The organism is Edaphovirga cremea (assembly GCF_003332275.1).
Lineage (GTDB): Bacteria > Pseudomonadota > Gammaproteobacteria > Enterobacterales > Enterobacteriaceae > Edaphovirga > Edaphovirga cremea.
The window spans coordinates 18975-43196 of the sequence record NZ_QOVA01000028.1; the positions used below are offsets into that span (position 1 = coordinate 18975).

The following is a 24222-nucleotide window of genomic DNA, read 5'->3' on the forward strand; positions in this document are numbered from 1 at the left end:
GCAACGCACTGTGTTTAAAAATGAGGGATGTTCAATCCGCCGTCGACATTGATAATCTGTCCCACCGTAAAGGGCAGTTTGCCCGCGGCGACGCTGTGCACGACTTGCGCGATATCCTGCGTTTCTCCCCAGCGTTTCATGGGTACCAGTCCGTCCGCGATTTGCCGATCGTATTTGGGTTTCACGACGCGAGTCATATCCGTGTCGATAATGCCGGGGCGGATTTCATAGACACCGATCCCTTCCTCGGCGAGACGCAGGGCAAAAAGTTGGGTGATCATGCTGGCTGCTGCCTTTGAGACGCAGTATTCGGCGCGATTGACGGAAAGAATGGAGGCGCTGCACGACGTGATATTGACGATGCTGCGATGCTGCCCATTGATTTCGCCCTGCTGCAACATGATGTTTGCTGCTCGCTGGGTAAGGAAAAACATCGCCCGCGCATTGATATCAAGGCAGTACTGATAGTTTTCTGCGGTCACTTCCAGCATGTCGCCGCGCTGTTTGGCCGCGGTTCCGGCATTGTTGACCAGACAGTCCAGACGGCCCCAACGGGTAAGAATGCTCTCCAGTATGGGCTGGTGATGTTCCAGTTCGGCCACATCACCCGGACAGGCCAGCGCATCTGCACCGTATTGACTGAGCAGTTCGACCAATTCCTGCTGGCGGATATGACCTTCCGGCGTATCCCGACCATTAATGGCGACATTGAATCCCTGTCTGGCCAGCTCGATGGCGCACTGTTTGCCGATGCCGCGTGTTGAGCCAGTAACCAAGGCCACCGGACGAGTAGTTAACGTCATAGAATCTCCATTCCCATAATATTCAAATGGTTATAATCAACCAACCGTTTGGTTATTTATCGATTCTAGAAGGTATTTTGGCGGAAAAAAATGATCCAACTCGCATAATCAACCAGACGGTTGATAGATTTTTGAACAGGATCACAGTGTTGATTGTGAACCTGACTTTTTGGTTGAGGGTTGGGGCTATGGTAAGATTAGACAGTTTGCACAGAGCAGCTAACTACGCTGCAACGTCAAGTACGAAGGACAGTACCCTAATAATTTGAGGTGGTGGCGTGGCAGAAGACATAAAGCCTAAACGTAAACGTGACCCGGCACTTACCCAGGCGCGGATCCTTGCCGCTGCAAGTAATGAGTTCGCAGAGAAAGGATTTGATGGAGCCCGCGTTGAGCAAATAGCCAGTCTGGCAGATATCAATAAACAACTTATTTATCATTATTTTAATAATAAGGATGAGCTATTCACCCGCGTTTTGGAAGACGCGTACCGTGGGATCCGCAAGGAAGAAGCGGCTTTGCGACTGGATCATCTGCCCGCCGATCAGGCCATTTTACAGTTGGTGGATTTCACCTGGCATTACTATTTGGATCACCCTGAATTTATTCGTTTGCTCAATAGTGAGAACCAGCAAAAGGCGCGTCACCTGAAAGAATCGCGTAATATTGATGAGATCAATATTAGTTGGCAGGGAATTTCTCAGGCGCTGATCGCGCGTGGTGAACGCGAAGGCACCGTTAAACCGGGGTTGGATGCCATGCAATTGAACATATCCATTTCGGCACTGGGATTCTTTTACCTGATGAACTGCTCTACACTTTCCATCGTTTATCAGCAAGATCTCCTCGAAGCGAACGCACTGGATAAACGTCTGGCCGTCATGAGGGACACTATCGCCTGCTGGATACGCCCGGTGTAACTCGATGCGAGTGCTGAAAGTTTTTTAGAGGACAAGTCTGATGTCAGCGCACTTTACCATGATCCCCTGCGCAATGGCGGGTGTCGAGGCCGTTCAGGCCGAGTCGGATCGCTCGTTTCCCAGGCATTTCCACGAGCAGTTTGGTATTGGTGTGATTGAGGCCGGCGCGCAAAAATCATTGAGCGGTCGTGGCGTTGTTGAGGCCGGGCCAGGTCATACGATTACCGTGAATCCGGGTGAAGTGCATGATGGCAAACCCTACGGCGGCGACATACGTGCCTGGCGGATGCTGTACATCGACCCTTCACTGGTTTCGGCCACTCTGGCTGATTTGTCTGAGGGCAACATTTCTTACGGCGAGTTTTCGTCCCCTGCGTTGCGCGATACATTCGCCGCATCCTGTTTTCGCAATCTGTTCAACAGCATGACCGGGCAGGGCGATGGGATGGAGAGGGAACAACAGCTGTTGACACTGCTGGCGCAGTTGATTGTTCTGCCCGTTGCCAGTACCGATGCTTTTTCTGACGCAAAATCTGTGATGTTACAGGCCAGGGAGATGATGGATGATGACCCGGCGAGAGACCTCTCGCTTGCCGATTTGTCAGAAGCGACGAGCATGAGCCGTTTTCAGTTCTTGCGCGCATTCAGCCGTGCCACGGGCCTAACGCCCCATGCGTATCTGGTACAGCGTCGTGTACAACTGGCCCGAAAATTAATCGCGTCGGGAACGTCACTGACCGACGCAGCGGGTCTGGCGGGATTTGCCGATCAAAGTCACATGACCCGTCATTTCATCCGCGCGCTCGGGATCTCCCCCGGAATTTATGCAGCGAATGTTCGCAAGATCTGAAGCGCTGCAATTTCATTCAAGACGATAGTTTATGCGTTGGCTACAGTGCGGGCAGATGTTTTCTTTCTCTTCTGCCCTTTGCTGCCGGTGAACTATGAAATCTATACACATTCCACTGAAGTTTATGCCATCCCGTTCCTTGGACGTGTTTCCTCCTGTCTGTTGGAGGAAAAAATGTTAAGTGCAGATTTTCTACTGACCTCTTTTGTGGTGGCGGTTTCCCCCGGCACCGGCGTTTTATATACCTTGTCAGCAGGGTTGTCGCAGGGGAGACGCGCGAGTCTGATCGCGGCGCTGGGATGCACACTGGGGATTGTGCCGCACATTTTGATCGTGGTCACCGGATTGGCGGCGATGTTACATACCGGCACTCTGGCCTATCAGATTTTGAAATATCTGGGTATTGGCTATCTGTTGTTTATGACTTGGCAAATGCTACGCAGTGATCAAAATAGCATGCAATTCAAGGAGGATATGCAGGTATCGGCATGGCGACTGGCCTGCTCAGGAACGTTGATGAATATCCTGAATCCGAAGCTGGTTATCTTTTTTCTGGCTTTTTTGCCGCAGTTTATGAGTGCGGATGAACCCTCACCTATGCGGCATTTAATTCTGCTGGGGATCGCTTTCATGGCAATAACACTGATTGTGTTTGTTGGCTATGGCATGACGGTGGCGTCTTTCAGAAATCTGGTTCAATCACGTCCTCATGTCATGCTTTGGCTTCAGCGCTGTTTTGCCATGGCCTTTGTCGCTATGAGCCTGAAACTGGCCTTGTTTTAGGCTTGCGCAGCCATTCAGAATTTTTATGAACATCCTATGTGGTAAATTCTTCAATTCTAAATGGGTAATTTCGTCTTGTAGTAAGCGATATATTCCTTATATTCGTCTTCGGTGCTTGCGGGTATTTCCTCGGCAGGGAAAAACATCAAATTCAACGACTCTTCACCGTCAGCAACCATCTCTCCAGTGTAAAAACGACAGAGATAGAGGGCGGTGATGACATGCAGTTGGTCTTGGTTGGGTAGGGTGAAAAAGTACTTTTCACCGGAAAAAACGTTCAAAAACTGCAGTGGTCCAAGCTGCAAACCCGTTTCTTCCAGCACTTCCCTACGTGCGGTGTCTTCAAGAGACTCGCCGAGTTCAAGCAAACCTCCCGGCAGTCCCCAACAACCATTTATTCTCTGTTGCAGGAGGATATGCCCCGCGCTATTGAGAATGATGACATTTGAACCTGCCAGCAGGAGTGGGCGATGTCCGACAAGTGCTCTCATCTCTTGCACATAATTGCTCATCTGAATGACTCCATAAAGAGGAACGCATGGTTATTACGCAAGCAGAATCAAGATACCAGATGCCGTCCACAATTCCTCTTTATCGAACGCCAAACAAGAAAGATTCAATTTAAAAACAACCACGATGACGGTTTCCGTTATCATTTTAATTATTGGTTTGTGCCTCACCGTCTGGCAGGGATATGCGCTTCATTTACAAGAACCACGAATAAAGCTTACTGCAGATGCCGCGACGACCGCTGCCTATTTAATTGTTACCGTCTCTTTCACGCTATTGTGGTTGTGTCATCAGCGCTTTGGGCAGACTTTAACATCCGTGATATTGTTCACGGTGGTGATGATCATGACCCTGCTCCTTGTTGTATTGACTGAGACGCGGTCAGCGGTGTTGACAACTCCGATACTGTTCTTTATCTATTTTATCGTTAAATTTAGACGGGTAGATAAAAAAATAAAGAACACTTTCCTTGTTCTTTGCCTTGCTGGTGTAGTTATTACCCCATGGGTCATTCAAAATCGAATCAAGGAAATCAGTCATGATATTAGCGAATATCATAACAATAACGACACCTCAATCGGTGCAAGGTTTTCTATCTGGCAAAGTGGCTGGTACAGCGTAACACCTTCTGTTTTAGGGCAAAGTCCTGATGACCGCACCAGGAAGGCACGGGAATATATAGAAAAATTTACAAGATATAACCCGGAAGCCTACAAAAACGTCATGTACAACTTGCACAATGAGGCTCTTGAAGTGCTCTCGCTGCAAGGTATCCTGGGTCTGCTCTCACTTATGCTGTTCTTTCTTACCAGCGTACTCTATGGATTTTTTGGCATAAGAGGGAACAGCAATGGCGTGTTCTTTGTCGTGGTGCCAATCATTATCATGGGGCTAACGGATTCGGTATTGATTCAAGGTAACACCGTTCTGGTTGTGTGCATGGCCTTGAGCCTGTGCCAGTTGAGGCTCAGCAAAACAGAACCAGCAGCAATGACCTGATATGATAGCTTTCCCCACTGTTGAAGGCGGTAGGGAAAGGAACAAAACCGTTTTTGCTCAGATGAGCTATATCTATTGATTGAAATGCATGAAGCCCGCTTAGTGTCAGAAGTGGGCATTACTCACTGAGCGTTGTGCCTAAACCTGAGAGCAGGTCACGCCAGCCTCTGATAGACCCCGCTAAACTCAAGCCGTACAGCGATCAGGTCCTGCAATCTGGTACAGCCTCAAAAATTACAGGTATAATCCCACAAATCATTCAACTGGTTTAGAAACGAAGATGACAAAACTCACCTTACAAGAGCAGATGCTAAAAGCTGGATTAGTGACCAGCAAAAAAATGGCCAAAGTCCAAAGAACGGCTAAAAAATCACGAGTTCAGGCTCGTGAGGCAAGAGAGGCTGTGGAAGAGAATAAAAAAGCACAACTTGAGCGTGATAAACAGCTAAGCGAACAACAAAAACAAGCTGTTTTATCTAAAGAATATAAAGCTCAGGTGAAGCAACTCATTGAAATGAACAGAATCGACATTTCAAAAGGCGATATTGGTTTTAACTTCACAGATAATAATTTAATTAAAAAAATAGTTGTGGATAAGATTACCCAAGCTCAGTTAATCAGTGGCCGTCTCGCCATTGCTCGTTTGGTTGTTGATAACAGTGGCGAGAGTGAATACGCTATTATCCCCGCGAGCGTAGCCGACAAAATCGCGCAGCGAGATGCGAACAGTATTGTATTAAATAGTGCGCTTAGTCAGGAAGAGCAAGATGAAGAAGATCCGTATGCCGATTTTAAAGTGCCCGATGATTTGATGTGGTAATTAACGTTTTGCAGAGTTATATGTATGAAAAGCCCCTCAGGGCTTTTCATTGAGATTTGCTGTTGAGCCAGCTCATGGAAAAACGCAGGGTTATTCTGGGGAGTTCCAACATTTTGCTGCCAGCCCGACTGGATTACGTCTTTTGGCTTCCCAGCTTTTTATCGTATCTACGCTAGTACCTTTTTATTGGTCTGGGTGTAAATGGGCGTGACCGTCAACTTTGCGCTGTGAGTTCAACCGATCGAAGCATCAAAGCTCGATGATTCAGTGCCAAAGCAGGCGACAACGCTCGCCTTTTTTGAATCATAATGATGGCCTCAGTCTATTCAGTTAACCGTCATACGCAGACATAAATTCTCTGGGTACGGGGAAAAGTAATTTTGCGTCAAAAGATATTGATCCGGGTATTCGGCAAGGTAATGCTTCAGCAGTGTCAGTGGGGCCAGAATCGGTAATAGCCCATCACGGTAGTGTAGAATCACATCGCGTAGCTCGCCGCGCTGGCGGGAAGTCAGTTGATTACGGAAATACCCCTGAATGTGCATCAGCACATTGGTGTGATTTTTCCGAGAAGCAAGTTTTTTCAGGAGTGCCATCAGTTTCTCACGGTACACAATGAAGAAGGCGTCCAGATCGTCCCATTCGTGCAGCGAGGCGACGAATGGCCCAATCTCACGGTAACCTGCCTGGTGGTGTGCTAACAGCTGGAGTTTGTAGCGGCTGTGAAAATCGAGCAGCGCGCGGCGTGTCAGGCCGTTAGCCCGCAGGATATTAAGTTCATGCAGAGCAAAAACGCGCTCGACAAAGTTTTCCCTCAATATAGGATCGTGCAGGCGCCCATCTTCTTCGACTGGTAACCACGGGTATTTCTCCAGTAACACACCGGTAAATAGCCCGATCCCCTCTTTACGCCCGCGATTGCCCTTTTCATCGTACAACCGCACGCGTTCCATACCGCAGCTTGGCGATTTAGCGCAGACGATAAAACCCGAAAGGTTGCCCAGTTGCGGAAGATAAGATGCGGTAAACTCAGCCATTTTCTGCGTCACATCGTCGTGTGGTGCATGGCTAAAGCGCATGTTGATATCCCCTGTAGTCGCTTGCACCAGCCGCAGCGCCGGACGTGGAACGGGCAGGCCAATCGCCATCTCCGGGCAGACGGGTTTGAAGGTGACCCACTGCGCCAGCCCATCCATCACAAAGCTCATCCGTTTATGGCCGCCGTCAAATCGCACGGCCGAGCCGGTTAAACATCCGCTGATCCCAATGGCGGGTTGAGTGTTCATGGCGTTATCCTCTTTACTGCGCTTTACGGGTGAAGAACAGCGTGACCGTTCCGACGGTCACCCCGAATTTCTTCATCTCGGTTTTATTAAAAAGATGTGTGCTGTCTTGCAGATACATCCAGTCATCAAAGTGCAGCAGCCAGGTACTGCCTTTGGCTGTCACATTCATGCTGTATCGCCAGTTAAAGGCGTTACCTGCCGCCTGCCCCGTCGCGACACCGTCGATGTCGCATGCGGTGCCTTCGTAGAGATCGGCGCTGACGCGTCGGATGTGCCACACCCGTTGCTGCTTCTCGCCATCGTCATAGGCAAAGCGTTCATTGAGCGTCAGGGTGTCGCCTTTGACGTCACCGGTAATCTCGACGTGGAAGCGACGCAGCTGTTTGCCGCTACGGTCCTGCACCATGCCCCACGCCTCGGTGTTGCCCTGGAAATAGCGGAAGATATCCAGCGGCGGCTGTTGATTCCGATATTCGCTTATCTCCGTGCTACAGCCTGCCAGCAGCATTATCAGCGCCAGGCCCAGTGCCAGGATGCGTTTCATTTGTCACCTCCGATCAACTGCTGACGCAGTTCAGGATATTGGGTGCGGGGATCGAGCCAAATCGCCAGAAAGCGTTTGCTGAATGCTTCAGACTGGTGCGAGCCCAAGGGGGTAAAGCCTTTTTGCGCCGCCGACGCGCGATACCAGAACTGGCCTTGCTGGCCGTTAAGTACAAAGGCCAACTGCACGCCCGGTGTGACGTCGGGCCAGAGTGATTGCAGCATGCTCAGCCAGGCGTCACTCTGCGGTTCCTGCTCCAGAACACCCTGTGCCTGCCACTGCTCGCGGGTGGCATCGACCAGTTCCTCATGGTCGATATCGCGTTGGTAAGTAATAATCAGCGCCTGGTCCTGCGCCGGTCCGTGGTATCGCCCATCTGGCGTGCGAAGCTGGGAGGTATAGACGGTAAACGGCCCCCAGGTGAGGGTCGCATCGCCCACTTTGCGCCAGGTTAACCAGTCGGCGGCATGGCTGTATGGGGTGATGACTGCCAGCCACAGCAGCATCAGTAGCGCGGTTCTCATTGTCGTTTCCCCATCAAAATATGGAAAAATAGCATCAGTACCAACCAGCACGGCACCATCCAGCTGACGACGATAAAGGTCGGTTGCAGAAAGGTGATTGCGCCCAGACGCTCACCTAACACATACGCGACCGGGCCACCGCAGGTTGCCAGCAGCGCGAGGATCCACCCCGGCAGCGTTGAGGTGCAGGTTAGCGCGGTCCAGGCGGTGGCAAACATCAGCCACAGCGCCACCATCCACAGCGGTAACAAGGTGCCGCCGGTAAAATCAATAAGCTTCGTCAGTGCCCAGAAGGCATCCAGCCCACAGCCTGCGGCAGCCAGCAGCAGGGCATAAACCCGGTGTGCAGGCGACAGCATGAGGCATGCCAGGATCGCGAGACCGAGCCACAAAAACAGGCCACGCTCGCGAAACAGCACCACCAGCGCCCAGTAGAAATCGAACGCCACTGCCATCAAAAAAACCTGCACATAGTGTTTCATACGCGCTCAGCCGTAAGCTGCACCACGCTTATGGTTCGGGCGTTAAACCCGGCTTCGCAGTAGCCAAAGTAGTAGAGCCACATGCGGCGGAAGCGGTCATCAAAGCCCAGCTGTTCAATCTCCTGCCAGGCGTTAACAAAACGTTGCCGCCAGTGCGCCAGCGTGCGGGCGTAATCGGGCCCCATGTCGAACAGATTACGAACCACAAAATCGGTGTGGTGGGTCATCAGCTCGCTCATCGCGGTGATGCTCGGCAAAAAGCCACCGGGGAAGATATAGCGCTGGATAAAATCGACGCTTTTGCTGTAGTCCCGGTAGCGCTGATCCTGAATAGTAATGGCCTGAATCGCCATTCTGCCCCCTGGACGCAGCCGGGCCTGACAGGTACGGAAGAACGTGGGCAGGTAGCGTTGCCCCACCGCTTCTATCATCTCGACCGACACCAGCTTGTCGAACTCTCCGGTCAGATCGCGGTAGTCGCACAGCAGCACCTGCACCCGATCCTGTAACCCCGCGCGGGCAATCCGAGCTGTCGCCCAGTTGTACTGCTCCTGCGACAGCGTGGTGGTGGTGACGCGACAGCCGTAGTGACGCGAGGCATATTCCGCCATCGCGCCCCATCCGGTACCGATTTCCAGTAGGTGGTCGCTTGGCGTCAGCGCCAACTGTTCGCACAGGCGCGCCATTTTTGCCTGCTGAGCCTGGTTCAGCGACTGCTCGTCGGCGGTAAACAGCGCGCTGGAGTAAAGCAGATCTTCATCGAGAAAGTGCGAGTAAAACGCGTTGCCGAGGTCGTAATGCGCGGCGATATTTACCCGCGCCTGGTCACGGGAGTTGCGCCGCGTCCAGTGACGCAGCCGCTCGACGGGTTTGCCCAGCAGGCGGAAGCCGCTTTCCAGTCGCCCCAGCACCCGGCCATTCAGTGCCAGGAGCTGCAACAGCGCGGTGAGTTGATGGGTCTCCCACTCGCCGTCGATCCAAGCTTCTGCCGCGGCGAGACTCCCGCCGGTCAGCACGCGCCAGTAAACGCCCGGCGTCAGGATGTGTACCTCGGCACGCAGCGCGGTGGACGCATCGCCAAAATGCGTCGCCTGCGCCCCTTCATAGACGGTGAGCGAGCCGTAGCGAATACCGCTCAGCAGGCGGAACAGCAGCCAGCGTGCGACACGGACGTTGCGCGGGATATCGCGTTCAAGCGCAAAGACGGGATCGGTCATGAGCGTTCACTCCTGCTAACGGGGTGGTTATGAATGGGCACGCGCTTAAGCCACAGCCGCAGCGCCTGCCAGTAAATAGCGAACAGGGTTTTCAGCGTCATCAGCGGCAGACGCCGCAGCAGTGACGTCAGATTTTTGCGCGTCAGCGGCTCGCGGTTCAGCACCAGCGTGGCATCGAACACTTTCGACGCCTGATGGTTTTCGATATGCATATGCAGCGTTTTGCCGGGGCTGTTGAAACGCCAGTGATACACCATGTCCATCGGGTTAAAGGGCGAAACGTGGAACGCTTTTTCCTGCGGGCGCGGTGCCTGGCCATCGACGGCATAGTAATGGCGCTCGTTCCACGGGGTATTTCGCACCTCGGCCAGCACCCAGCGCAGGGTGTTTGTGCGGTCATAGCAGTAGTAAAAATTGACCGGATTAAAGTGGAAGCCAAAATAACGCAGTTGGGTCAGGAGCATCACCTGCCCCTCAGGGCGCTCGCCGGTCAGCGATTGCAGCCGGTTGAGGACGTTCGCTTTCAGCGGCGCGCCCAGCGGATAATCCACATCGTGGAAGGCGGCGGCGGCGAAGCGGTTGCGACGGATGCCCACGGACGGCAGCGCGTCCAGCTCATCAAGGTCGAGCCAGGCCATAAACAGGTTGTAGCGAAACTGGTGCGTTGTAGGCTGGAGGCGACGATGGCGTAACACGCCCTGATACAGGCAGCTGTTCATCTTATTTGCCCTCTCCGGTGGCAATCCCCTGTACCACATCCAGTGCGCTGCGTACCCCATCCTCATGAAAACCGTTGTACCAGTAAGCGCCGCAGTACCAGCTTCGCTGATGGCCGTTAATCTCATGCCGACGGGCCTGCGCGCGCCAGCTTTTGGGGTTAAAGAGCGGATGTTGATACACGAAGCGCTTCCAGACGTAGCGCGCGTCGACTGGCGTTTCCGGGTTCAGCGTGACGCAGAACAACGGGCTTCCCTCGGGCAGCCCTTGCAAAATATTCATGTTGTAGGTGACGCAGGCGCTGGCCTGGTCCCGGTCGCTCAGGCGATAGTTCCAGCTGGCCCAGGCGCGCTGGCGTACCGGGAGCCAGCGGGGATCGCTGTGTAAAACCACCTCGTTACTCTGCCAGCCAATATCACCGAGCACCTCCGTTTCTGCCTGCGTGGGGTCAGCCAGCATCGCTAACGCCTGCGCGGAGTGGCAGGCGAAGATAACCTGGTCGAAGGTATGATTCGCGTTTTCAAGCTCGATTTTTACCCCGCCGTCGAAGCGAATCACCTGCTGCACGGGTGCGTTGAGATGCAGGCTCAGGCGATCGCCCAGTTTTGCCAGCATCGCGCGGATATACTCCCGCGAACCGCCGGGCACCACATACCACTGTGGGCGATGGGTGATATCCAGCAGGCCGTGATGCTCAAAGAAGCGCAAAAACAGCGGCAGCGGAAAACGGCGCATCTCCTGGAGCGACGATGACCAGATAGCGGCCCCCATCGGCAGAATGTAATGGCGTGCGAAAAAGGGGCTGAAACGGTGCTGCTTGAGGAAGGTTTGCAGCGTGTCGCTCTCGTCTGCGTCGTTCAGCGCCTGTTTTGCCAGGCGGTTGAAGCGGACGACCTCCTTCAACAGCCCCCAGAATGCAGGGTTCACCAAGTTACGACGCTGCGCGAACAGCGAAGTCAGGGTGTGTCCGTTGTATTCGAAGCCGCTTTGCGGGTTATGCACCGAGAAGCTCATCTGCGTTTTTTGCCCGCTGATGCCTAGTTCGCTCAGTAGCCCCATAAAGCGCGGATAGGTGCGGTCGTTATAAACGATAAACCCGGTATCAATGGCATAATGGGTCCCCTGAGGGGTGATGACATCCACCGTGGCGGTATGCCCGCCCGCCGTGGGTTCTGCTTCGAAAAGCGTCACCTGATGATGCCCTGCCAGCCGCCAGGCGCAGGTCAGCCCGGCGATGCCGCTACCGATAATGGCTACCTTCATCAGCGCACCATCCTGCGCAGCAACGCGCGTTGTAAAAATGCCGGAAGCCCCGCCAGCAGGCGTAGGATAAGACTAAATCCTGTCGGGAAGGCGATATGGTTTTTCCCTTTCGCCAGACCGCGACGGATAGCGGTCACGGCCTGTTCCACGCTTACCTGACCAGGCATCGCAAAATCGTTTTTGCGGGTCAGCGGCGTATCGACAAAGCCCGGCGATACCACTGTGACGGCAATGCCTTTCGGTTCCCAGTCCAGACGCAGGCTGTTGGCAAACCAGGTCAGTGCGGCTTTAGACGCGCCATACGCCTCCGCCCGCGAGAAGTGCAGCCAGTGCGCCATCGAACTGACCAGCACCACGCGGTTGCCCGACACCAGCTGTGGCCCAAGGACGGCAAGGCAGTTCACCGGCCCGAGGAAATTAGTGGTCATCACCCGCTCCACCAGCGCGGCATCGACCACGCCGTTATCCAGATATTCGCAGGTGCCCGCACAGAGGATAACCAGGCTGGGGGAACAGTCTGCCAGCGCCTGGCGACAGGCGTTCCTGTCTGTCATATCGAACAGGCGAATCGAGATATTTGGGCTGTACTGATGCAGGGCTTCAAGCCGGGCCGGGTCTCGCCCACAGGCGATAACGTGGTAGCCGTCATCGGCCCAGGATTTGGCGAGCCCGGCCCCAATGCCGGAGCTTGCACCGGTGATGAGGACAGTCATCATGAGCGCACTCTCCTTTTGACACTGCGAACCGCCCAGCCCAACAGCGGCAGATGTTCGTAGATCATCTCGCCAGCATCGTAGTAGTCGCGCTGGAGAACGACCCGGTCGTTCTCTACTTCCACCATTGAGCACCCTGGGAGGGTGAGCGTTTCACCTCCGGCAATGCGTGGGTGCGACCAGTTCATGGTCCAGGTCAGGGCAAAACGATGGCCGTCGCAAACCGGAGCATCAATGATAAAGCGGCAGTGCTCGACGTTGGCCAGCAGATGGGAGAAGTAGCGCTGGATGGCAAACAACCCGCGATATTCGCCAAACGGATCGATAAGCGAGGCTTGAGCGTCATAAAGCGCCGCCAGCGCCGCAGGCGGTTGGTTATCCAGCCCGGCGTAGTAATCCATAAAGCGATTGATAACGGATGGCATTGCACTCATGACTCTCACCCTGACCGTGAACAATGTGAAGTTATCGTATAATTAAACTTATACAATAATGATAATTTGTCCAAGTTTTAGGTGGTCTGTTTTTTATTTCCAAATACTTTCAGTAAGATATAAATTCTGTTTTTGTGCGTTTTTTTACACGCACGCAACCACAGCCTGTCCGGCTGTGTCATCGAGAGCGTGGTCGAGGGGAAGAACGGAACTATAGCGAGATAACGTCGAGGGAAGTGATCTGCTGTTGCCAGAGATCAATCTGCCTTTTACGGGCAACGGTGAGTTTGCCGGTACTGACTAGCAGCCATTTGCGTTCCGGGAAAATTTCCGGCGCAAGCGTGGCAGGTGGGATCGGCAGCACATCGATGCGATGCCCCTGACCGGTGCGTTTGAGCGCTTCGAGCCAGATCTCACAGGGGTCGGTCAGGCGCCAGCCTGTAATCAGGTAATTATCGCCTGGCGCTTTTTTATCGCCTTCGAGACAAAATGAGGTGTAGGAGATAATGATGCCGTCGAGGATTTCGCGCAGGGTCATCATCGCCGGAATGTTGGCAGAGAGTTGACTGCGCAGCGGACGCAACACTTCCGTGACCAGTTCCGGGCGCGGATATTCGCGGCCTGAATCATAAATCAGCTGGCGCAGGGATTCGATTTTTCCCTCTTTCAGCCGTTGCAGCATGCTCTCCTGCAAGGTGAGCCAGTTGTTGGTCCGGCGCGCGCCAAGACGAGCCAACAGCGGTTTCACCTGGCTGACGGGAACACCCTTCCTCACCCAGTCGAGGATTTTGAGCGCCTGTTGGACATCGTCATCACTGTACAGGCGATGCCCACCATCGGTGCGCAGCGGTTTCAACAGGCCGTAACGACGCTGCCAGGCCCGAAGAGTGGTCGCATTAATCCCACAAAGCCGTGCAAATTCCCCGATGAAATAGGACATACAGAACACCTGATAACAATGAATACTCTCAATATACTACGAATAATGATGATCTGAATGAAGTGCAGATGGCAAGCCGGAATATCACGATATTTCCAGACAGACAGGGCAATAAAACGTGAGCTGACGATCAGCGGCGGATTTGTTACAGATTGTCTTCAGTAAGATCGGTCATTTTCATGACGGTGTTATGGTCGAGATCGTTCAGCAGCAAGGCCATGGCTTGCCCGCTTCGTGGCAGAAGCGGACATTACTCAAATAACTCAGTCTTGTACAACGAAGATGATGTCATAGCTAAACATCAGATTTTTAATGTATCAATGACTATTCTCAGGGCGGGAGAAACGTTGCGATGAGGATAATAAAGGAATGACCCCTCCATGCGCTGGCTGTAACGTTGCAAAACTCTGATAAGCGCTCCACTCTCTAAATCATCAACAACAAGCTCTTCAGGAACATAAGCCAGACCCAAACCTAGCCGTGCAGCTTCTGCTTCCATATAGCTATCAGAAAATGCCCACTGACCCTGCGGCCGGTGCGTTATTTTTTTCTCGTCATGATTGAGTTCCCACTGGTACAGACTTCCGTCGGCAAACTGATAGGCAATACAAGGATGTACCGCTAAATCAGTCGGAGTTTGTGGAAAGCCGTAGCGACGAAAATGTTCGGGTGTGGCAACAACGGCCATCTCCATGTCGGGCGTAATGCGTACCGCGATCATGCCATTGCCAACTTCCGGCCCAAGGCGAACACCAGCATCGAATCTCTCCGCGATAATATCGACGAACCGGCTTTCACTGATCAGCTCTAGCCTGATATCAGGATATCGCTGTTTAAATACTGCAAGCTTTGGCAGAAGAAATTTATCAATAGCATGCTGGCTGGCATTAATGCGTACAGTGCCAGATGGGGTTTGACGATAATGCGCCAGTGTGGAAAGCCCCATATCTAAAGCATCAAATCCGGACTCTGCCGTCTGATATAGCTGCTCACCTGCCTGTGTCAACGATAGCCTGCGCGTGGTACGGATCAGAAGCTGTACACCCAGCCTTTCCTCAAGTTCGCGAACAGAACGGCTGATCCCCGATTGTGCAAGCCCAAGCCGCTGTGCCGCTGCGGTGAAACTGCCTTCACGCACGACCTGCATAAACAGGTAGAGCTCATTATAGTTTTCCCGTTTCGCCATCAACGTGTCCTCAGGCATATCTATATATAACAATATGATATTAATCTTAGCATTTTTCACCCTCTAATCAGCAGTATTTCTGCTGACTACAATGAGCGCATTGAAATAAAGCACAGCAGTGTTGTCCGTAAGAAACCTGTAACTATCTCTTGTTTTTCAGAGGAATTTTTCATGAATGCTTTCACTAGAAAACTGACAGCCTCTATACCGGTCATGCTGCTATGCGCATCATTAAGTGGGGTAACAACAATGAGTTATGCTGATACAACCAATCCGAATGCGCCCGTTTCGATGGTGGAAAAATGGGATAAAACCTTCGCCGAGAGCAATAAGGTAGATCACCGTAAGGTGACATTCCAGAACCGGTACGGGATCACTTTAGTCGGCGATCTTTACATTCCAAAAGAACGGGGAGAACGCAAACTTACTGCGATTGCAGTAAGTGGACCCTTTGGCGCGGTCAAAGAACAATCCAGCGGTCTGTATGCGCAAGCTCTGGCTGAGCAGGGATTTGTTGCGCTGGCATTCGATCCCTCCTATACGGGTGAAAGCGGCGGCTATCCGCGCAATGTCGCCTCTCCGGATATCAACACCGAGGACTTTAGCGCTGCAATTGATTTCCTTGGATTGCAAAAAGAGGTCGATCGCAACCGTATCGGAATACTCGGCATCTGCGGCTGGGGTGGTATGGCGTTGAATGCGGCAGCAATGGATACGCGCGTTAAAGCTGTCGCGACAAGCGTGATGTATGACATGAGCCGGGCGATGGGGCATGGCGTCGGAGATGGCAAAGACCGTTATTCAACAGACGATCGCCGTGCTGTGTTGCAGTATCTGAACGAACAGCGCTGGAAGGATGCGGAAAGAGGAACTATCGCACACGCTGGTCATGATATTTATGTGGACAAGAATGGCAACGTAAGCGCTTCTGAGCGCATTCTGCCGGAAACTTTGCCTGCGGATCCAAATCCGGTACTGAAAGAATTTTTTGATTACTACCGGATGCCGCGCGGTTTCCATGAACGTTCCGTTAACTCCACTGGCGCATGGACTGCGACTATGCCCTTATCGTTTATGAATATGCCGCTGCTTAGTTATGCAAATGAAATCACCATTCCAACGTTGATCATTACGGGTGAAAATGCGCACTCGCGCTATTTTGCAGAAGATGCTTATAAGGCGGTCGGTAGCAAGGAGAAAGAGTTGGTGATTGTCCCTGGGGCAAACCATGTGGATTTATACGACAATGTTGCCGGTAAAATACCTTTTGCCAAATTTGAACAGTTTTTCAAAACAAACTTAAGATAAGCACCTGAGTCAGGAACATCTAAATGCCACCTGCGGTATTCAGGTGGCTTTGATTCTGGCTTCAGCCCTGCTTGATGTTATATCGCATGCTAATAACATCGCACTCTATTCTGTTACCCATTTTAATCGCTATTTTTATGAATAGCGTCCGTCCCGGTTTTGCCTGAATCTGACCTGGAGATATTAAGAGATGCTGATAATGCCCGCACTGAGTCGCAATACACCACAAGATAAAGTACACGCACACTGGAGCGGTGTTTTTGCCATGACCTTATGCGTATTTGTGCTGATCGCATCGGAGTTTATGCCGGTCAGCCTGCTGACGCCGATTGCCATAGATTTGCACGTAACGGAAGGACTGGCAGGTCAAGGGATTGCCATCTCCGGTGTGTTGGCGGTCCTGACCAGCCTGACAATCTCTACCGTTGCCGGGAATGTGAATCGTAAATATCTTCTGTTGGGGATGACGATTCTGATGGCATTTTCGGGGATTGTTGTTGCATTGGCTTCCAGCTATCTGGTGTATATGGTAGGGCGAGCCTTGATTGGTATCGCTATCGGTGGATTCTGGTCAATGTCCGCGGCAACGGCAATTCGTCTTGTGCCTCAGCATCAGGTAGCCCGTGCCTTAGCCATTTTTAATGGAGGTAACGCGCTGGCAACAGTCGTGGCGGCACCGCTTGGCAGTTACCTTGGGGCGACCATCGGCTGGCGTGGGACTTTTTTGTGCCTGGTTCCGGTGGCGATAGTTGCCTTCATCTGGCAGTGTTTCAGTCTGCCCGCTATGGAAACAGACAAAAGCTCGCGGTCAGGTGGCTCTGCTTTTCGTCTGTTCACCCGTCCAGTCGTCGCGGTTGGTCTGTTGGCTTGCGGTCTGTTCTTCATGGGTCAGTTCTCATTATTTACCTACGTACGTCCTTTCCTTGAAACCGTGACGCAGGTGGAGAACATCACGTTATCACTCATTTTGTTGACCATTGGCGTGGCGGGCTTTATTGGCACACTACTGATTAGTAGTTTTTTGAAAGCAGGCTTTTATCCGACGCTGGTAGCTATCCCTTTGCTGATGGCCGTCATTGCAGGAACGCTTGTGCTGTCGGGTCACAACGTTTGGTTCGTTGCACCATTGCTGGGGTTCTGGGGGCTGATAGCTACTGCTGCACCAACCGGATGGTGGACATGGGTAGCCCGCACGCTACCAGACGATGCAGAGGCTGGCGGCGGTTTGATGGTCGCGGTGATCCAGCTCTCCATCGCGCTGGGTTCCACGCTCGGCGGCCTTACGTTTGACCACACTGGCTGGCAGAGCACTTTTTTCCTGAGCTGCGGACTGCTTATCGTCGCGGCAGGGCTGACATTTCTCACATCACGTAAAACACACCACTCACATTAGAGGATGAACTTCATGAAAAGTACGCCCTGCGCTGGGGCTGTTAATCGGCTGTTTCGCCCCCCACCGCGGCAGTTGGTTTTCTCAGGACTCAACAATGTGTAGCCCAAGATAAAATTGGCGTGCTGGACATTTTTGGCCGCGGAAGCGGCGGTATTAGTGCGACCAAAATTGACCCGCGATTTTAGCGAAAATTCTTATAAGCGTGCATGTAAGCCGAAGGAACTGTATATCGCTCCTCGTGCAGGTCATTTCGATTTGAATGACCGCACGGATCTGATTCCCTTTGATAAGCTGACATCATTTTTCAATGTTAATCGTAGATAATGCAAAAGCCGCATCCTAATAGGTGCGGCACGTTTGCGAGAGAGGCCTGATGAAAAAGCAGTTATATCTATCATTTTTCCTGGCCGCGAACAGTGTGTTTCCAGTTCATGCAAGTGACCTAGTCCAGTCAGGTAAGGAGAACCAGATGACATTCCAAATGACTATAGATCAACAGACTTTTGAAGTTGGGCTTGCGAATAATCCGACAGCAAAAGCGTTTATTAAACAACTTCCCCTGACTATGACTATGGCGGAGCTAAACGGGAATGAAAAATTCGCTGACTTTTCTCATACCTTACCTACCAGTCAGATCACACCCGGTACCATTCATGAGGGGGAGATCATGCTATACGGTCGCCAAACCCTTGTGATTTTTTACGAGACATTTCAGACACCATACAGTTACACACCAATTGGTAAGATAATTGCAACTGATAACCTAAAAAATATTATAGGTAATAGCGATATTGAAGTGCATTTCACCAAGAGTAATTAGTTTTAAACCATGAAAAGTATCATAGCGGTCTTGGGCACGGAAAATCATACAGAAAGGTCTGAGCCAGGTAGCCGTGTAATTTTTTCACTTGATACTGAAGTTCCACATATAGAGCGTACGGACTCATAAAATCTACGTTGCTGCCTGAGAGTCCAATGTCAGCTTTTCGTCGCTGACTTTCAGATTGAGCAACAACTAATCCAACTAATCCAACTAATCCAACTAATATCTCAGATGGTTGGCGACGTATTACCCGTGGCGAACTGCGCTGCCAGTCTGTTGTTAATGCGGTAAAACTCAGGTTCCAGGACTTTCTCGCCAAAATGGAGAGTCACCACGCAGCCGTACAATTTCAAACACAAGTCAGGATGAGCGGCAATGCAGACGCATTTCGGGATTGAGCGGGGGAGTGTGGGCTGCTGAGGTACCACTGAAATGCAAAAAGCCCGCTTAGTTTCCTAAGCGGGCTTCTCTAAATTTTGGCTCCTCTGACTGGACTCGAATTTTAATTTACCTATTTGAATTAAAAGTGGTTATTTTTTGAATTTTAGAACAAAGCCCCTAAAAATATTGGATTGTCATAAGTGTGATATACATCTCATCTTGATGGCATCATTGCAGTAAAAAAACGGTTGGTTTTGCCACTGCTGCGGCGGTTTTTAAACCTGAAACCCATTTTTCAGGCACACTGATCCAGCATTGGCATCCGGAGCCATCGTTTTTTCTCCATTCCGTGCAGCCTTTCTGACAGCAACCTCGTCGCATGCGTACCTGCCTGGGCGCCGGCAAAACGCAGCCTGTCTCCGCACAGGATGCATTTGTACGGGTCTGTACCCAGAAAACCCTTCATCAGTACCGCGAAACCCGGCTTCTCCGTTTTTTTTCGCACCGTCATCTCCAGCGCGCTGTACACATTCGGCAGCAGCGTACCCCGCTTGCGGTTGACCAGAAAGCCGGAGTAACGTACCATCTTAAAATGTCGCGCCGGAACGTGGCTGATATAGCGTCCGATCATCTCTTCCTGGCTCAGCGTCTGACGTTTATGCTTCCCCGTGCGGTGGTCGAGGTAGTGGTGTACCACTGCGCCGCCGCTGTAGTGGCGCAGGCGGGAAGCCGACACTGGCGGGCGCTTCAGGTAGCGGCCCAGGTATTTCACGCTGTGCCATGCCCCTTTTGTCTTCTTCGCAAAATGTACCTTCCAGTAACGGCCATACTGGGCCTTCAGATAACGCCGCCACTGACGCTCATCGCGGATGTGCTCTATGCCCGGCAGGGTACCGGGCATGATCCGATCGTAGCTGCTGCGCAGCAGGCGGATAACCGCATTCCGCCAGATTTCCTCCACCGCTTTCTTTTTAAAGAAGAGGCTTCGCCATAGGCCATGCTTAACGTCGAGGCCGCCGCGGGTGACGGATACGTGGATATGTGGGTGCTGATTCAGTTGGCGGCCGTAAGTGTGTAGGGCGCAGAAAATCCCCACTTCGATGCCCTGCTGACGTGACCACCGGAGCATGGCGCGGGTGGCGCAGCGGAACAGATCGTTGAGCAGTGGCCAGTTGTCACTGAAGAAGGGCCACAGCAGGTGGGGCATGGTAAAGGTGATGTGCTGTCAGTCACAGTCGGGAAGGATATGGTGTTGCTCAGAAATCCAGGGCTCTGTCGACTTCATTCCGCAGGCGCTGCAGGCTTTTGACTTACAGCTCTGGCAGAAGAAGCGGGAGTGGGTACAGTCCGGAGAAGCACAGCAGTAGCGGCGGACGCCCATGGAGCAGATCCCACAGGCGAGCATGCGCTCAACGGAGAGCCGGGTCCACTGATTGACGCTGTCGCCGTGTTTTCCGAGGTAGCGGTTCCAGCCGTCGTTGACGGTGAAGAGCAGTTTAGCCGGTCGTGGAATATACATGGGGCAGAGTATAAAACGGGGCGGCGATCATGAATATCCCCGAAGCAGCGAAGCTGCGCCGCAGGCGTGCTACGTTCATTGCGTCATTTCTGATAAAAGTTAGAGAAAGTTCCTGTAACACTCTGATAACAGTATTTTGTGATTATATTTTTTTGCCATCCATCAATAAATCAGCGCGGTGGGTTTTTACCGCGCTGATGCTTATCTTGCTTTTCTCACTATGGAAATGACGTAATGATTACCCAGAGTTAATAATAATTAATCAGGAATACGGCTTTGCCGACAGCTCTTCCTGGCGCCATCATGGTGTCTGTTTGAATGTAGCGAGCGGCCAGAGGGATCCTGATCTCTGAACGACCATCTTTGGGCAGTTGGAACAGTTTTTCTGTCGCAAAGTCAAATAAGGCGGGGCTACCACTGTGACTCCCCCACCCCAATTGTATACCCACACCTGAGGCTGCATTTGGCACAGAGCGGTCAATGGACATGATCCCTGCGGCAGAATCAATAACTGACGTCGAGGGGGTTAATCGTACGCCCACATTGTTATTTGTGGAATTGGGTATCACACTTCCTCCCCCCGTGTCATAGTCAAAAAGGGTGATATTATTATTATTACTGTAATAACCAAAGAAGGTTGGACAGTTAGCGAGTACAATTGATGCGTCTCGCCATGACGTTACTGAACCTTCGCCCGTGAAAGACGTTCGCATCTCATGGCTTCCCATATCGACATTGACATCCGGTGTCACACAGGTTTTTGTTGTTATAGTTAGTTGCCCCTGGAACTGAATGATGTTTGTTGTAATAGGAAACCCAATTACGTTGATGCCGTTTGATGGGTTGTCGAAAAATAATTTGATGCTGGGCAGATCCGCTGCTTTCAACGTATAGGAACCCGGGGTCAACTCACCTATCTTTATCAAAGAAATATATCGGGTGGGAAAAGTGACTGCATATGCAAACCCCCCAACGGGCAGCGCGTCAGTCTGATTGATAAATGAATACTCTGGTAAACCTTGTTTTATAACACCGAGGGTGGTACCCCGTGAAATTGCAACACCAATACCCGGTACATTCGTTTCAAATACGGCACCACCGAAAGGAGAACCCGACCAGTTTGATAGTGGCCTTGGCGTACTATTAAGCAGAGTGGCATAATTATAGGTTAAGACATCGGCTGCCCCCAGATTTGAGGTGCAACTTATCTGACTCTCACCCGATCCACCTCCCAACCATTTCCCCTGATAAATTATCGTCCCATCAGGCATATCCGCTCCGGTTGAAATCGTTGCCGGGGCTAACTGAACGGTATCAGTACGTGGGATCGCGGCGGAAAAGGGTTTACACGTGATCGCAGCCCAAACGTGGTTACTGCTGGTTGCCAGCAGTAACATGAGTTGTATTATCTGTTTTATTCTCTTCATTATTCCACTCTTGGCTCTGTTGTGCGTCATTCCTGCCATGTTTGACATCTTCATGCTTTCCCCCCGCACACGGACGTAAAGCGCATCAGCGACTCCATACGTTTTCCTTTCGGCTGCGGCGGCATCAGGTAGGACACGCTGCACTGCTGCGCCCCGTCCTGACCCCACTTCACGCTAAGTTGATCCCGCTCATTCTCCACCCGGGCATAGATTTGTCCCATCTGCCCGACCGTCCCCACGTTGTTGCCTGTGCTGTCGAACACGTTGGCACCGAACGGCACTGGACCGCCATCACTTAACGTTGTGGTAATAAGCAGCGGATAACCCTGTTGGGTGTCGTACTTCAGGTGTACCACTGCCCCGGCGTAAGGGGCCACTTTCTGACTGGTGCTCTGCAACTCCACGTCATACGGCAGTCCTTTGGGATCGATAATGATTTCGTTCATCTCATACGGGTTCAGGTACGGCACTGCCGCATGGCCCCAACGGTCTACGCGTAGCCCGGAATAGTTGCCGACCTTCGCACCGCCAGCCCCTTTGGCCTCAACGATGGCAAAGGTGTCGCCGCTATACGGCGTCATCACCAGACCGCCCTGATAGGCCAACAGCGTGCCGCTCATCCCCGCCGAGGCATTCTGGTAGTTTCTGCCGGTGCTGTACCCCGCCGTCATGTTGGTCACCGGGCTGCGGAACTGCCCGTTCAGCGCCATGCTGCTACCGATACCCTGGTTGTAGTTAGTGCCAGTCACGCCGTAGCTGTAGCGTGAATCCTCGCCCGCCGAGCCGGAAATCCCGACCTGCTGCCCGAACTGTCCGTTACTGTTGCGATTCAGGCTGGCCGTCAGTTGCGGCACGTTGCTCCGATCCAATCGTCCCAAAGGCATGCTGAGGCTGAACAGAATGTTGTTTTCCATCTCGCCAACGCCGTTGCGGTTGCGCCCGGCAGTCAGGTTGTAGGTCACCATCTTGTAGCTGTTGCTGTAACCCATCTGGTACTGCAAATCCGAATTACCGTAGTTCCAGTAATCCTGGGTATAACCGGTGACGTAGATCTGCCCCCAACGATCCGCCAACCCCTGACTGACCGTGACGTTAAAGCGGTTCTTCGGACGTCTGACATTTTCTGTTGACTGCCATCTGGCTTCGGCATCCTGGGCGCGTATCGAGGTCTGGAAATCCATATAGCCGGAGGTGGAGAAACGGTAGGCGGCAATGCTCAGGTTGCTTTTGGTCTCCGGCAGGAACTTGCTGTAGCCCAACTGGTAACTCTCGCCGCTCATGCGGTTGGTTGGCTCGCTGTTCAGGTGGGTGCGGGCCTGAGTGACGTCGGCGGAGAAGGCCCCAATGGCGGTGCTCAGCGCCGATCCCAGTTGCAGCGAATAGTAGTTCTGGCTGGCCTGTAAGCCGCCATAGGTGGTGATCAGGTTACTCATACCGCGCTGGTAGGTGGCCTGATACAGGGCATAATCTCTGCTGAGATGGGGATCTCTAAGTTCGCCAGCCACCAGATTGTAGCGGTGGGAACCGGGACGCAACAGGTTGGGCACCGAGGCGAACGGCACCGAGAAGTTCTGGATGCTGCCGTCGGCTTCGGTCACGGTGACGTCCAGCGTACCGCCGTAGCCAGTAGGGAACAGGTCATCGATTTCAAACGCACCCGGTGGCACGTTGACTTCATTAATCACCCGACCATTCTGACGAATGGTGACGCGGGCGTTGGTCCGCGCGATACCGCGCACCGTTGGCGCATAACCACGTTGTGAACTCGGCAGCATGCGGTCTTCGCTGACCAGTTCAACACCACGGTAGGCCAGCGTATCGAATACCTGCCCCTGGGTGTTGCTCTCGCCGAGAAGTACCCGCCCCCTGATGGTCGGGATATCCCGCTGCACATAGGTATTCAGCGACTCGTAATGCCCGCCGTAGTTTTCCTGCCAGTTATAGGAACCATTGTGGCGCAGGTACCAACCGTCCAGGTTCAGCCCGGCATTGATCCCGCCAAAAGCCGAGTTGCTGGTCTGGCCGCGTGAACGCTGGGTATTGCCATTAATGCTATAACCGACAATTCCGGCCGGAACACCTTTGTCCCACAGTGCCGGGCTGACATAACCGCGCGCCGTATTGTTCATGTAGAGTTGCGGCACGGTGATATTCAGTTGCTGCTCACCGGAGTCAAACTCGACCTGCGCCTGTGGCAACAGGGTCTTCAGCGAAAAGCACGTCTGGTCAGATTTCAGGGCGTCATTGAAGCTGGCGGGCAGCTTGTCATAATTAAAGTCAATGCGCTTGAGCGTGTCCCGCGTCAGGCAGGGCTGTACCGACCTGTCCGGCTGCTCGGTAAATTGAATCTCCTCGCTGCCCACCAGTAACCCATTGATGC

Annotated in this window: 23 protein-coding genes and 2 pseudogenes; 8 read left to right on the top strand and 17 right to left on the bottom strand. The window is 52.5% G+C overall.

Translation table 11 applies throughout. The features are described 5' to 3' along the window. Window positions 1–14: 14 nt before the first annotated feature. Window positions 15–803 carry a 3-ketoacyl-ACP reductase gene (locus tag DRI82_RS21315; RefSeq protein WP_114195920.1) on the bottom strand — a complete coding sequence of 263 codons (789 nt, stop codon included), beginning with the start codon at window positions 801–803 and terminating at the stop codon, window positions 15–17. A gap of 278 nt (window positions 804–1081) precedes the next feature. Between DRI82_RS21315 and DRI82_RS21325 the strand changes: the two genes are divergently transcribed. The 3 genes from DRI82_RS21325 to DRI82_RS21335 all read left to right on the top strand — a co-directional run bounded on the left by DRI82_RS21325 (window position 1082) and on the right by DRI82_RS21335 (window position 3356). Continuing rightward, the gene (locus DRI82_RS21325; protein WP_245956898.1) at window positions 1082–1723 is read left to right on the top strand and encodes a TetR/AcrR family transcriptional regulator; all 642 of its coding nucleotides are present in this window, start codon (window positions 1082–1084) and stop codon (window positions 1721–1723) included. A 40-nt stretch (window positions 1724–1763) separates the two neighbouring features. Continuing rightward, the gene (locus DRI82_RS21330; protein ID WP_211317704.1) at window positions 1764–2573 is read left to right on the top strand and encodes an AraC family transcriptional regulator; all 810 of its coding nucleotides are present in this window, start codon (window positions 1764–1766) and stop codon (window positions 2571–2573) included. A gap of 174 nt (window positions 2574–2747) precedes the next feature. Further along, window positions 2748–3356, top strand: coding sequence for a LysE family translocator (locus DRI82_RS21335; RefSeq protein ID WP_114195922.1), 609 nt, complete (start codon window positions 2748–2750; stop codon window positions 3354–3356). Window positions 3357–3412: 56 nt separating this feature from the next. Here the strand turns inward: DRI82_RS21335 and DRI82_RS21340 are convergent, their stop codons facing one another. Beyond that, a complete protein-coding gene (locus DRI82_RS21340; protein WP_114195923.1) occupies window positions 3413–3868 on the bottom strand; it encodes an NUDIX hydrolase in 456 nt (151 codons plus the stop codon). A 124-nt stretch (window positions 3869–3992) separates the two neighbouring features. On the opposite strand from DRI82_RS21340, the gene DRI82_RS21345 reads away from it, so the two are divergent. Beyond that, entirely contained in the window at window positions 3993–4865 is an 873-nt protein-coding gene (locus tag DRI82_RS21345; protein WP_114195924.1) for an O-antigen ligase family protein, read from the top strand. 280 nt (window positions 4866–5145) lie between these two features. After that, a complete protein-coding gene (locus tag DRI82_RS21350; protein WP_114195925.1) occupies window positions 5146–5685 on the top strand; it encodes a DUF2058 domain-containing protein in 540 nt (179 codons plus the stop codon). Window positions 5686–5750: 65 nt separating this feature from the next. Here DRI82_RS21350 and DRI82_RS24440 read toward each other — a convergent pair. The 12 genes and pseudogenes from DRI82_RS24440 to DRI82_RS21410 all read right to left on the bottom strand — a co-directional run. Then, a pseudogene (locus DRI82_RS24440) lies at window positions 5751–5865 on the bottom strand (NadS family protein); the annotation flags it as partial. A gap of 146 nt (window positions 5866–6011) precedes the next feature. Beyond that, on the bottom strand, window positions 6012–6971 hold the full coding sequence (locus DRI82_RS21360; protein ID WP_114195926.1) for a YbgA family protein: 960 nt from the start codon (window positions 6969–6971) through the stop codon (window positions 6012–6014). 13 nt (window positions 6972–6984) lie between these two features. After that, the gene (locus tag DRI82_RS21365; protein WP_114195927.1) at window positions 6985–7515 is read right to left on the bottom strand and encodes a DUF3833 domain-containing protein; all 531 of its coding nucleotides are present in this window, start codon (window positions 7513–7515) and stop codon (window positions 6985–6987) included. Then, complete coding sequence (locus DRI82_RS21370; RefSeq protein ID WP_114195928.1) at window positions 7512–8039, bottom strand: hypothetical protein; 528 nt, start codon at window positions 8037–8039, stop codon at window positions 7512–7514. The genes DRI82_RS21365 and DRI82_RS21370 overlap by 4 nt, the downstream gene beginning before the upstream one ends. After that, window positions 8036–8521, bottom strand: a complete 486-nt coding sequence (locus tag DRI82_RS21375) for a DUF2878 domain-containing protein (RefSeq protein WP_114195929.1) — start codon at window positions 8519–8521, stop codon at window positions 8036–8038. Before DRI82_RS21375 ends, DRI82_RS21370 begins: the two co-directional genes overlap by 4 nt. Then, window positions 8518–9738: an SAM-dependent methyltransferase gene (locus DRI82_RS21380; RefSeq protein WP_114195930.1), complete on the bottom strand. Its 1221-nt coding sequence runs from the start codon at window positions 9736–9738 to the stop codon at window positions 8518–8520. Before DRI82_RS21380 ends, DRI82_RS21375 begins: the two co-directional genes overlap by 4 nt. Continuing rightward, on the bottom strand, window positions 9735–10457 hold the full coding sequence (locus DRI82_RS21385) for a DUF1365 domain-containing protein (protein WP_114195931.1): 723 nt from the start codon (window positions 10455–10457) through the stop codon (window positions 9735–9737). The genes DRI82_RS21380 and DRI82_RS21385 overlap by 4 nt, the downstream gene beginning before the upstream one ends. A 1-nt stretch (window position 10458) precedes the next feature. Further along, window positions 10459–11718: an NAD(P)/FAD-dependent oxidoreductase gene (locus tag DRI82_RS21390; protein ID WP_114195932.1), complete on the bottom strand. Its 1260-nt coding sequence runs from the start codon at window positions 11716–11718 to the stop codon at window positions 10459–10461. Further along, window positions 11718–12434, bottom strand: coding sequence for an SDR family NAD(P)-dependent oxidoreductase (locus DRI82_RS21395; RefSeq protein ID WP_114195933.1), 717 nt, complete (start codon window positions 12432–12434; stop codon window positions 11718–11720). Before DRI82_RS21395 ends, DRI82_RS21390 begins: the two co-directional genes overlap by 1 nt. Then, window positions 12431–12865 (bottom strand): nuclear transport factor 2 family protein, encoded by a 435-nt coding sequence (locus tag DRI82_RS21400; protein WP_114195934.1) that lies wholly within the window; start codon window positions 12863–12865, stop codon window positions 12431–12433. Before DRI82_RS21400 ends, DRI82_RS21395 begins: the two co-directional genes overlap by 4 nt. A 211-nt stretch (window positions 12866–13076) precedes the next feature. Further along, entirely contained in the window at window positions 13077–13805 is a 729-nt protein-coding gene (locus DRI82_RS21405; protein WP_114195935.1) for a MerR family transcriptional regulator, read from the bottom strand. A 301-nt stretch (window positions 13806–14106) separates the two neighbouring features. Beyond that, the gene (locus tag DRI82_RS21410; RefSeq protein ID WP_114195936.1) at window positions 14107–14991 is read right to left on the bottom strand and encodes a LysR family transcriptional regulator; all 885 of its coding nucleotides are present in this window, start codon (window positions 14989–14991) and stop codon (window positions 14107–14109) included. 171 nt (window positions 14992–15162) lie between these two features. Between DRI82_RS21410 and DRI82_RS21415 the strand changes: the two genes are divergently transcribed. The 3 genes from DRI82_RS21415 (at window position 15163) to DRI82_RS21430 (ending at window position 18512) form a co-directional block, all read left to right on the top strand. Continuing rightward, window positions 15163–16299 carry an alpha/beta hydrolase gene (locus tag DRI82_RS21415; protein ID WP_114195937.1) on the top strand — a complete coding sequence of 379 codons (1137 nt, stop codon included), beginning with the start codon at window positions 15163–15165 and terminating at the stop codon, window positions 16297–16299. A gap of 199 nt (window positions 16300–16498) precedes the next feature. Further along, window positions 16499–17692, top strand: coding sequence for an MFS transporter (locus DRI82_RS21420; RefSeq protein ID WP_114195943.1), 1194 nt, complete (start codon window positions 16499–16501; stop codon window positions 17690–17692). Window positions 17693–18161: 469 nt separating this feature from the next. Further along, the gene (locus DRI82_RS21430; protein ID WP_245956899.1) at window positions 18162–18512 is read left to right on the top strand and encodes a cyclophilin-like fold protein; all 351 of its coding nucleotides are present in this window, start codon (window positions 18162–18164) and stop codon (window positions 18510–18512) included. Between the two features lie 679 nt (window positions 18513–19191). On the opposite strand, the pseudogene DRI82_RS21435 reads toward DRI82_RS21430, so the two are convergent. The 3 genes and pseudogenes from DRI82_RS21435 to DRI82_RS21445 form a co-directional block, all read right to left on the bottom strand. Continuing rightward, a pseudogene (locus DRI82_RS21435) lies at window positions 19192–20415 on the bottom strand (IS91 family transposase). 248 nt (window positions 20416–20663) lie between these two features. Then, window positions 20664–21896 carry a fimbrial protein gene (locus DRI82_RS21440; RefSeq protein WP_245956902.1) on the bottom strand — a complete coding sequence of 411 codons (1233 nt, stop codon included), beginning with the start codon at window positions 21894–21896 and terminating at the stop codon, window positions 20664–20666. Then, window positions 21893–24222: fimbria/pilus outer membrane usher protein (locus DRI82_RS21445; protein ID WP_157968123.1), on the bottom strand; the 2330-nt coding region annotated here is incomplete at its 5' end. The genes DRI82_RS21445 and DRI82_RS21440, both read right to left, overlap by 4 nt.